At 56.5% G+C, this 9,445-nt stretch carries 9 protein-coding genes and 3 pseudogenes; 3 read left to right on the top strand and 9 right to left on the bottom strand.

All coding sequences use genetic code 11. The features are described 5' to 3' along the window. A pseudogene (locus tag GR197_RS32485) lies at positions 1-130 on the bottom strand (IS5/IS1182 family transposase); the annotation flags it as partial. A gap of 22 nt (positions 131-152) precedes the next feature. On the opposite strand from GR197_RS32485, the gene tnpA reads away from it, so the two are divergent. The 3 genes and pseudogenes from tnpA to tnpC form a co-directional block, all read left to right on the top strand. Further along, positions 153-542, top strand: a complete 390-nt coding sequence (gene tnpA, locus GR197_RS23540; protein WP_131604720.1) for an IS66-like element accessory protein TnpA — start codon at positions 153-155, stop codon at positions 540-542. Beyond that, positions 539-895 (top strand): IS66 family insertion sequence element accessory protein TnpB, encoded by a 357-nt coding sequence (gene tnpB / locus GR197_RS23535; RefSeq protein ID WP_131664062.1) that lies wholly within the window; start codon positions 539-541, stop codon positions 893-895. The genes tnpA and tnpB overlap by 4 nt, the downstream gene beginning before the upstream one ends. A 71-nt stretch (positions 896-966) precedes the next feature. Continuing rightward, positions 967-1,976 (top strand): annotated as a pseudogene (tnpC, locus tag GR197_RS23530) (IS66 family transposase); the annotation flags it as partial. Here the strand turns inward: tnpC and GR197_RS23525 are convergent. From GR197_RS23525 to GR197_RS23490, 8 genes and pseudogenes are all read right to left on the bottom strand, one after another. Continuing rightward, positions 1,934-2,570, bottom strand: a pseudogene (locus tag GR197_RS23525) (hypothetical protein); the annotation flags it as partial. The pseudogenes tnpC and GR197_RS23525 overlap by 43 nt on opposite strands. A 136-nt stretch (positions 2,571-2,706) precedes the next feature. After that, positions 2,707-2,913, bottom strand: a complete 207-nt coding sequence (nifT, locus tag GR197_RS23520; protein ID WP_020048095.1) for a putative nitrogen fixation protein NifT — start codon at positions 2,911-2,913, stop codon at positions 2,707-2,709. Between the two features lie 135 nt (positions 2,914-3,048). Further along, on the bottom strand, positions 3,049-3,243 hold the full coding sequence (locus GR197_RS23515) for a 4Fe-4S binding protein (RefSeq protein ID WP_003551816.1): 195 nt from the start codon (positions 3,241-3,243) through the stop codon (positions 3,049-3,051). Positions 3,244-3,258: 15 nt separating this feature from the next. After that, positions 3,259-4,752: a nitrogenase cofactor biosynthesis protein NifB gene (gene nifB / locus GR197_RS23510; RefSeq protein WP_131711126.1), complete on the bottom strand. Its 1,494-nt coding sequence runs from the start codon at positions 4,750-4,752 to the stop codon at positions 3,259-3,261. 197 nt (positions 4,753-4,949) lie between these two features. Continuing rightward, entirely contained in the window at positions 4,950-6,509 is a 1,560-nt protein-coding gene (gene nifA / locus GR197_RS23505) for a nif-specific transcriptional activator NifA (protein WP_011654232.1), read from the bottom strand. A 195-nt stretch (positions 6,510-6,704) separates the two neighbouring features. Next, positions 6,705-7,001, bottom strand: coding sequence for a ferredoxin family protein (locus tag GR197_RS23500; protein WP_011654233.1), 297 nt, complete (start codon positions 6,999-7,001; stop codon positions 6,705-6,707). An 11-nt stretch (positions 7,002-7,012) separates the two neighbouring features. Further along, positions 7,013-8,320, bottom strand: coding sequence for an NAD(P)-binding protein (locus tag GR197_RS23495; protein WP_011654234.1), 1,308 nt, complete (start codon positions 8,318-8,320; stop codon positions 7,013-7,015). Then, entirely contained in the window at positions 8,307-9,443 is a 1,137-nt protein-coding gene (locus GR197_RS23490; protein WP_011654235.1) for an electron transfer flavoprotein subunit alpha/FixB family protein, read from the bottom strand. The genes GR197_RS23495 and GR197_RS23490 overlap by 14 nt, the downstream gene beginning before the upstream one ends. Between the last annotated feature and the right edge of the window lie 2 nt (positions 9,444-9,445).

The following is a 9,445-nucleotide window of genomic DNA, read 5'->3' as shown; positions in this document are numbered from 1 at the left end:
CCGCCAATTCCTCGTCGATGAACAATGCGATCCCGAGATGATCGAGCGTGTCATGGTCGATGAGGTGAAGCGCGTCCCATAGAATCGGCCGATCGAGCGCGCGAAAATGCGTTCGCCGGACGCTCACTACGCGTAGCACCAAGGCCGATGAGATGGTGCAGCGGTTTGAGGTTTTCACTGGATCAGGTCGCCGCCGCGAATGGAGCGACGAGGAGAAGCTTCAGATTGTTGCCGAAAGTCATAGCGGCGAGATGTCGGTCAGCGCTGTTGCGCGGCGGCACGGTTTGTCGCCCGGTCAGTTGTTCACCTGGCGGCGGCAGTCGCGGAGCCCATCGGAGCAGACGTCAACGCCGATGTTCGTGCCAGCGGTGATGGATCAGCCTGCAGAGATGCCTTTGAGACGGCGAAAGACGATGGCTAGGAGCACGCCGCTAGCAGTCGCCATCGAGCTGGAGATTGACGGTGCGATACTCAGGATCGCATCTGGCACGGACAGCGCGACCATCGCAGCGGTCATCCAAGCCATGAAGGCATCGTCGTGATTGGCCCGTCTGGTGCGGTGAAAGTCATGATCGCCACCAAGCCCGTCGACTTCCGCAAAGGCGCAGAGGGATTGGCCGCATTGGTGAAGGCCGAGATGGGTGCCGATCCGTTCTCCGGCACAATCTATGTGTTCCGGGCCAAGCGAACCGACCGCATCAAACTGATATTCTGGGATGGCAGTGGCGTATGCCTGGTCGCCAAGCGGCTTGAGGATGGCGAGTTCCATTGGCCCCGAATGCAGGACGGCGCGATGCATCTGACGGCCGCGCAATTCTCGGCTTTGTTCGAGGGACTCGATTGGAAACGCGTGCATGCGCCAATCGAAACGCGCACCCCCGTTGAGGCCGGATAGCGGCCGCGACCAATTGAATCAGCCGCATCCAATAGCTCGTTTTGCGAGGCAAGATATGCTGTTCTTGTCCCATGACGACAAGGGCGGACGAGCTTCCGGATGACCTGAACGAGCTGAAAGCGATGGTGCTTTCGCGCGAGGCGGAGAATGCCCGCTTGCGGCAGATCATCAAGGAATTGCAGCGCCACCGGTTCGGTCGCCGAGCCGAAACGCTTCCCGAAGATCAGCTACTTTTGGGCTTGGAAGAGGCCGAGCAGGTCGAAGCGGATGGTCTCGAAGCGAAGGAAGAGGCGTCGGTCGCTGAACGCCGGGCACGTGTTGCCAAACGGCGGACGAACCGGGGTTCATTGCCAGCTCACCTGCCACGCATTGAGATGGTCGTCGATATCGATGATCACGCCTGCCCAGGGTGTCGCCATGATCTGCATCGGATTGGCGAAGACGTATCGTTCCGGCCCAGTTCCGTGTGCTGGTCGTGCGCCGCCCGAAGTATGCCTGCCGGGCCTGTGAGGATGTCGTGGTTCAGGCTCCGGCTCCCTCCCGGCTGATCGAAGGCGGTATTCCGACCGAAGCAACCGTCGCCCAGGTCCTGGTCTCCAAGTATGCCGATCACCTGCCGCTCTATCGTCAAGCGCAAATCTACAAGCGGCAAGGGATCGATCTCGACCGATCGACACTCGCGGATTGGGTCGGCCGCGCCGCCTGGCATCTGCGACCTGTTCATCAAAGGTTGCTCGACCTTTTGAAGACATCATCCAAGCTCTTCGCCGACGAAACGACAGCACCCGTGCTCGATCCGGGACGGGGCAGGACCAAGACCGGCCAGCTCTGGGCGTATGCCCGCGATGACAGGCCTTGGCAGGGAACCGATCCGCCCGGCGTCGTCTATGTCTACGCGCCGGATCGCAAAGCCGAGCGTCCGATGGCCCATCTCGACGGTTTCGTCGGCATTCTTCAGGTAGACGGCTATAGCGGCTATCGCCCGTTGGCTGCCAAGAACACCGTATCTCTGGCATTTTGCTGGTCGCATGTCCGTCGTCGCTTCTCTCCCGCTTGCGCACCAAGCGCGAGCCCTGTCTCTTGTGCGATGGAGGTCGGAACGCAGATCATCGTCGAGGCTGAGTAGTAAAGCCCCTCAACCGGATTGATGTTTTCTCCGTCGGCAACCGTGGCACCGGTTTTCCGCTTGTCGATCACACCATCGAGCCCCGGCAGCCACTCCAGGACGAGGGCATCGACGTAACCAGGGCGGAACAGCCGCGCGACGGCGCAGAACATGCAGCGAGTTTGGTCGCCCCAGGCAACCCCCGGTCGTTTTGAAGGCGGCTTGCAGTTGGTTCTCGACCATCGCGGCAGCCGTATCGAACGCGCCAATCAGGTTGACCGGGCTGCCCGGCTCGGCGAACACGTGGGCCCGCTCGGGTGCCAGCGAGAACAATCCTCGCTCCTGGTGCACACAGCCTGAGGCGGCCCGTGCCGCCAGCCACTCCCGCACATAACGAGTGCGCATCCGAGGCATCGGCAAGTTCGTCGGCCTTCACCGGCCCGACTGCCTTCAGCTGTATAGCCCGTGAGCATCTCCGATCCGCACCAGCGGCACGCTGACAGCTCCGCCAATATCGCTAAGGATGGGGACCACGGGGTCCTTGAGCGTTGTTTCGTTGAATTGCATCATATCGGATTCCTGCTGATTTACTGGCGGCCTCTTGCCGATGGCCGCCTTCAAGGGATCGGGAACTCCATGCCCTCTATTTGGGTTGTATGCCCGCTTGCCCTTCGCATCGACGCTCATCTATCAACCTGCGCACATGCTAACTGGATAGCCTCCTCGCGTCGACAGTAACGGGCAGGCGCCTGTTCTGCGATAGGTCGGGGAGGGCTATCCGCCATCCATTTTTCAGCAAAATTAAGCCGCCCCATAGGTTTTTGTGCTCAACCGAAATGATCGGTTCCTCAAGGTCTTTCTTGTGAATATAGACCGATAAGCCGACGTCAGTTCTGCTGATTGTCACTCTCATGCATGTCCCTTCTCGCTGCGGCGGCTTTGGAGCTCCGGAAGTCGAGCGCTATCAAAGCCTGCTATTTTAGTGCTACATATGCGCAGGCCGATATCTCCGGCGTGGCTCTGTCTTTGCGCTTTAGTCCGGTGGCGATCAGGCAGGGACGCAGGTCTTCGGCATCGGACACACCGAAGCGCATTGTTGCGTGTCAAACTCACCCCTGCACTCGGTACATTTTTTTGGATCCACAACATATCCCTCACCTTTGAAACTGATCGCATCTGAGGGACATTCAAATTCGCAAGCGCCGCACTGGGTGCATTGGGATACAATGATCTTGAAGGCCATGTTTTAGCTCCTGATTCAATTAGAGGGGCCTAAAGCCGTCGGCATTGCCGGTTTGCCGCCAAACTCGGCGGCGTATAGCGCGCCAATCGCAGTCTCGATGTAATCATAGGAAAATGCGTCACTGGCTCGCACGCCAGTTTCTGCCAACCGCTTTTTTGGGCAATCGCCGATTTTGGAAGAAAGCAGAATGTCGATGCCGTCGAGTGCAACGATGGTGTGATCGAGAGTGGCCTTCTCGCCTATACCACCGAGGCAATACTGCTCGACCTTGCGGTGTCCCACCAAGGTGATCCCCTTTAGTGAGACTGCATACACTTGGAGTTCCCTTGCCTGACCGAAATGTTCGTTGATCCGGCCGCCACCTTTAGTCGCCACGGCAACTGCAAGGGTTCCCGAAGAACCCAGTGACTTGACTGCTTTGTTCGCGTCCAATTTTGCTGCCAGTTGATCCCCTCGCTCATGCTGGACCAGCTTGCGATAGGCCTCGCGCTTGCTGGTGTCGAATTCAACTTTGGTGGAGATCTGGTCGAGGGCAAACTCTCGCTCACGATCATCGCCCAGCAAACCGATGGAGTCGGCCCGGCATTGTTGGCAGTGGCGCATAAGCTTAATGTTGCCATCGAGACAGTCTTGAAGTGCCTTCAGTTCGAACGGCTCCGGGCAACGTTGACCCGTAAGACCGTAATAAGTACCATGCGAAGGCTTGGAAATCAGGGGCACCACATTGTGCATGAATGCGCCGCGGTCTCTGATCCATCGGTTAACTTCGACGAGGTGCGTGTCATTGACGCCTGGAATCATAACCGAATTGATTTTGGTGAGGATGCCGCGCTTGGTCAGCAATTCCAAACCCAACATTTGGCGCTCGTGAAGGATCCCGGCAGCTGCTATGCCAGTGTATCGACGATGTCCGTGAATTATCCATGGATAGATCTTCGCCCCTATCTCCGGATCCACCATGTTGATAGTGATCGTCACGTGATCGATATTCATGTCAGCTAGCTCATCGACATGATCCGGAAGCGCCAATCCATTGGTGGAGATGCATAGTTTCATGTCAGGTATTTCTCTCGCAACTCCTTCAAACGTCGCGACTGTTTTCCTCCAGTCGTAACAAGCGTCGCCCGGTCCGGCAACGCCGATTACGGAAAGCTCCGGCACTTTGCTGGCGACGGCAAGCACCTTGCGTAGTGCCTGGTCGGGAGTTAGCTTTACTGATGCGACCCCGGGACGGCTTTCGTTGGTGCAATCATATTTGCGATTGCAGTAGTTGCACTGGATGTTACAGGCTGGCGCGACCGCGACATGCATGCGAGCGAAATAGTGGTGGGCTTGCTCTGAAAAGCAGGGATGGTCTTTGATTCTCTCCCAGATCCGCGCATCTATGTCATCCGTCACCGAAAGGCCATGGGACGAAGATGCGCGGCCGCCGGGCATAGAGGGAGCCATCGGCGCCCGGTCGAAGAGGGCACTGCTGGTCTTCCCGACCTTTATCTCCGGTTCCGACATTGCACTGTTCCACTGGTGAGGAAAGGTTAGATCTCCAAAAGCAAGAGAGATTTCGAGCGATGAGATATTATTGTTTCAGCTCTTATGTCGCCTTACCGCCCGTTTCCCCGCTTGCTGCCGGAGATGTCTTGTAGAAATGAAAATAGCTCGCCCCCGAAGTCGTTGTGCCACGCTTACGGAGCTCTTGGCGATCGCGGTCACTCCTTCTTCACATCGATACGAAACCGGCGTAGCGCATAGCCGACCTGCCGCGGCGTTTTACCCAGGATACGAGCTGCTTTGGCCTGCACCCAACCAGCCTTCACCATTGCATTGATCAGTCGATCACGCTCAGTGAGACCCGGTGCCTCCATTGTGGCTGTGGCACCGCTGGGGGTACCTGCGTAGAGCCCCAGTCCGCTCGACATTGTATCTCGCGGGTTGAGACTATGCACCGCGTCGTTGTCAATGCCGTCGCGGCCGTCTTTCCAGAGGAGCGCCGAAGAACACTGGCCTTGCTGACAGGCAAAATCTGATGAAGCGATCGTATTTGAACTGGCGAGAGTAGCGGTCCTTTGTACGCAGTTGTCCAGCTCGCGAACATTGCCGGGGAAGGCGCATTTCGACATAATGCCTATTGCCGACGGCGCGAAGTCGAAATTTCGATCATTTGCCTTGTTGAATTGCTCGAGGAACACTTGCGCTAGAAGCGAAATGTCACCGTCGCGCTGCCGAAGTGGCGGCAAAATGATGGGCACCACATTGATCCGGTAATAGAGGTCGGCTCTGAACTCACCTCGAAGGACGGCCACTTCAAGGTTTTTGTTGGTGGCGCATATGACTCGAACGTCTACTTTCAATGTCTTCGTTCCGCCGAGACGTTCGAATTCGCCTTCCTGTAACACGCGCAATAACTTTGCCTGGAATTGTGGCGATACATCGCCAATTTCATCAAGCAACAGCGTTCCGCCATTGGCCAGTTCGAAACGTCCAGCTCGTTGAAGGAGAGCGCCGGTGAAAGCGCCCTTCTCATGGCCAAACAATTCGGATTCCAGAACGGTCTCCGACAGCGCGGCGCAATTCAACTTAATAAACGCCTTGCTTTTCCGTATCGATAACGCGTGTATTGCTCTTGCAAAGCATTCCTTGCCAGTGCCGCTCTCTCCTCTCAAGAGCACCGCGGAGTTCGTCGCGGCCACGATCTTGGTGGTAGCTAATACCCTCTTGAGCGCGAGGCTCTCCCCTACGATCCAGTCGATTTTATCGACTTGGGTGGGATGAGACTTCGGCTTGATTTTGGGAATCTGTCCTGCTTGTTGTTCCTCGGCGACTGAGCAGCCATCGCTGCACAATTCGCGATAGCGCTGGCAGGCTAAGCCGATCAGGACGGCAATCATTGCCAGAAGGCTTTCGTCCTGAGCTCCGCTTTGCTGAGCGAAATCTATCCATAATGCGCCGATTGCTTTCCGGTTCACTTTAACGGGGAGAACGACAGAATTTTTCCCAAAGTGCTTTTCCCCGCTAGCGATGACACGATTTATTGTGTCCGCCTGTTCAATCGTAAGAGAACGTGAGCGAACGTCGTGCCCAATGGGAGCCCGTACGTTTATCCAGGGCTCTCCTCCGGAGCCGTGAATCACGATTCCGCCATCGCGCAATCGCAGATGCTCGGCGAGGGCGTTCATCGCAGCCTTCAGGACGTTGTCTAGAGGAAAAGAAGAGATAAGCTCTTTGGATATGTCGTAGAGTATATGGAGCCGCGCCTCTGGTTTAATCATGCCTACAAACAGGGGAGGGTGCACTGCTTTTTACCCTGGTGCACGAAATATGCTAACGCATATTCCTAAGTTAAAAATAGGTGTTATCGACGGCGCAAAAATTAGCCTTTCGAAAGGTTGAGTGGATGCACATTCAATCGCCGCCGCTAATGCAGCTGGATCGGTCGCTGCTATCCCGCCGGAGGTAGGGACTCCTCATCCGAATTTGAAGAGGACCCCGAACCCGCCCCGGGGATAATTCCACTTTATGTCGCCACTAGCTTCGCACAACACTCTGCATGTGCCGCATTCCAAGCAGCCATCGGGAACAATCGCCACCTGACCAATTTCGTTCAGCTCGTAGCATTTGGCCGGACAGATTTGCGTCAAGGCGAGCAGGTTCGGGCTTGGCGACCGGTGCGGTCGCACTGTTATATGCGGACGTCCAGTGTCGACGAGATATCGGTTTTGGTACAGCTTGTCCTCAATGCGCTCAATGATGGTCGCCTTCATCGAATTTTCCTTTAACGCCAAGATACGGCGGAGCGGACCGCGTCGCTAATCAACCCCCAACGGGATCGTGCCTTGATAAAGGAGGCGGCTGTGGCCTTCTCCCTGTTGATTTTAGGTTCACCGTCGACGCGCACAAAATTTTGCGCTGCCTGAGATATAAGCGTTGGATACGTCATGAAAAAGTTGTGACTGTCAGTGTGGAGGAGGCTTGGAAGATCTTTGTGTTTTATCAGATCTTTCATGACGAACGACTTATCCAGCATGCCCTTATAGAGAGAGAGATTGCGCTTCGTCATCAAGCCGCCACGGCTCTTTATCTGACAGATCGCTTCGCCGGCCATGAGGCCTGATGTCATCGCGAGGTTTGATCCCTCCCTATGCACGGCATTGTTTAGTTGCGCCGCATCGCCCACGACCACCCACCCGTCGCCAAAGAGTTGCGGGATTGCCTTGAAGCCCCCTTCGGGAATAAGATGCGCGGCGTATTCTTTTATCTCTGATCCGGCCAGTAATGGTCGGATCGAGGGATGTCGCTTGAAGGCGTCAAGAAGGCGGTACGGATTTTCCATGCCTCCCGCTAAACCGGAGACGAGGCAGCCGATCCCCACCGAGATCGACTCCTTGTTGGTATAAAGGAAGCCCAGTCCGGCCATTCCGCGTGAGATCGTGCCGCCGGCTTCGATCACACAGCCTTCGCTACCGTTGAGGCCGAAGCGCTCTGCGATGACCTCTTCCGGCATGAAATGCATTTCCTTGACAGCGAGGGCCACATTTTCTGGCCTCGGTATATCGCGTAAGCCGGCTCGAGTTCCAAGCAGTCCGTTTACGCCCTCAGCGAGGACGACCACGTCCGCGAGGATCACACCGCCCTCCCGGTCCGTGTGGACGCCTACTACTTTACCTCTCAGGTTCCGAGCGAGCCTAGTCGCTGTCGTTTCACAAAGGATTGTGCCGCCGGCATCGCGCACCTTGGACGAGAACCACTTGTCAAACTGGGCGCGGATGATCGTATACCGGTTTGGCTTCAGTTCGTTAAAGTCATCAGAGCGATAGTGCACGCCCGTGTGCGACGAGTCATCCATTAGCCAGAATCGTTGCTCTACCAGATGCCGTTCAAGAGGAGCGTCATCGCGGAAGTTTGGGATAATCGCCTCCAACATGTTGGCGTACAATATAGCCCCTTGAACATTTTTAGAGCCTGAATGTTCTCCGCGCTCCAGCTGCAGCACTTTTAGACCGCGACTAGCCATCGAATACGCTGCGGCGTTGCCGGACATACCGGCGCCAATGACTATCGCGTCGAACTTACCCTTGGTCATCTAGCCTTCCTCGGTCCATAACCTTGATAGAGTTGTGCGGTGGCATTCGCTTGGCGAAAGCTTCTGTCAACGCCGGCAAGAACTCCAGCGCGCATGCGACAACGCCGATGTGGGCGAAGTCAAAGATCGGAGCGTTCTCGTCAAGGTTGATAGCCACAATCAGATCGGCTCCTTCGACGCCAACGCGATGTTGGACCGCGCCAGATATTCCCGCCGCGATGTAGAGCTTGGGTCTAATGGTATGGCCGGACTGACCAATTTGTCGATCAGCAGGCATCCAGCCTTTTTGGACCAGTGGGCGCGAGCACCCGACTCCCCCGCCGATCGTCGTTGCCAGGTTTCTCAAGTATTGCAGGTTTCCTGCAGCGCCGAGGCCGAGTCCGCCCCCAACCACGATGTCGGAGTTGGCCAGATCGGATTGCTCAGACCCGCTGTTACAAAGGAACGCGAGCACTTTGGTGACGATCTCCTCCTCAACCATCAGGAGTTGATGTTGGATAACGCGTCCAATTGGCTTATCCGAGCGTTGCGGCGTCGCCATGACCCTGGACCGCACCGTTGCCATTTGCGGCCGGCTGTTCAGCGTGTAGATCGTGCACAACAAGGACCCGCCGAAAGTTGGCCGCGTCGCTGCGAGTGAACCATCTCCATCAACATCCAGCTCGGTGCAATCAGCCGTAAGCCCTGTTTGTAAGGTCGTTGCAACAGCACCGGCGAGGTCGCGGCCGAGCGTAGTCGCGCCGAGAAGGAGAATTTCTGGTTTGTGAGTAGTGACCAGATCCGTCAAAGCCTTGGTGAAGGGTTCGTTTCGATAGTTGGCGAGGAGGGGCGACTCTACCAGATAGGCGACATCAGCTCCGTAAGCGAAGGCCTCTTCGATCGCCGGCTTGGTGCCCACGCCTTCAGACGAACCGAGGATTACCCCGGCCAGTTGGACACCCAGTTTGTCAGCTAGTCTGCGGCCTTCGCCGAGGAGTTCAATCGATACGGGATGAACATTGCCGCCCTCAAGTTCCATGAAGACCCAGACGTGCCGGTGATCTTCGAAACACTTAAGCAGCTTTTTCCCTGAGCTGGCGCGGCCGACCGCGTTTGACGGCGTTTCATTTTTTCTAGCGACCAAAA

Source organism: Rhizobium phaseoli, from assembly GCF_010668805.1.
Taxonomy (GTDB): Bacteria; Pseudomonadota; Alphaproteobacteria; order Rhizobiales; family Rhizobiaceae; genus Rhizobium; species Rhizobium phaseoli_A.
Note: the sequence above shows the minus strand (reverse complement) of the source record. Positions and strands in the feature narration are given on the sequence as shown.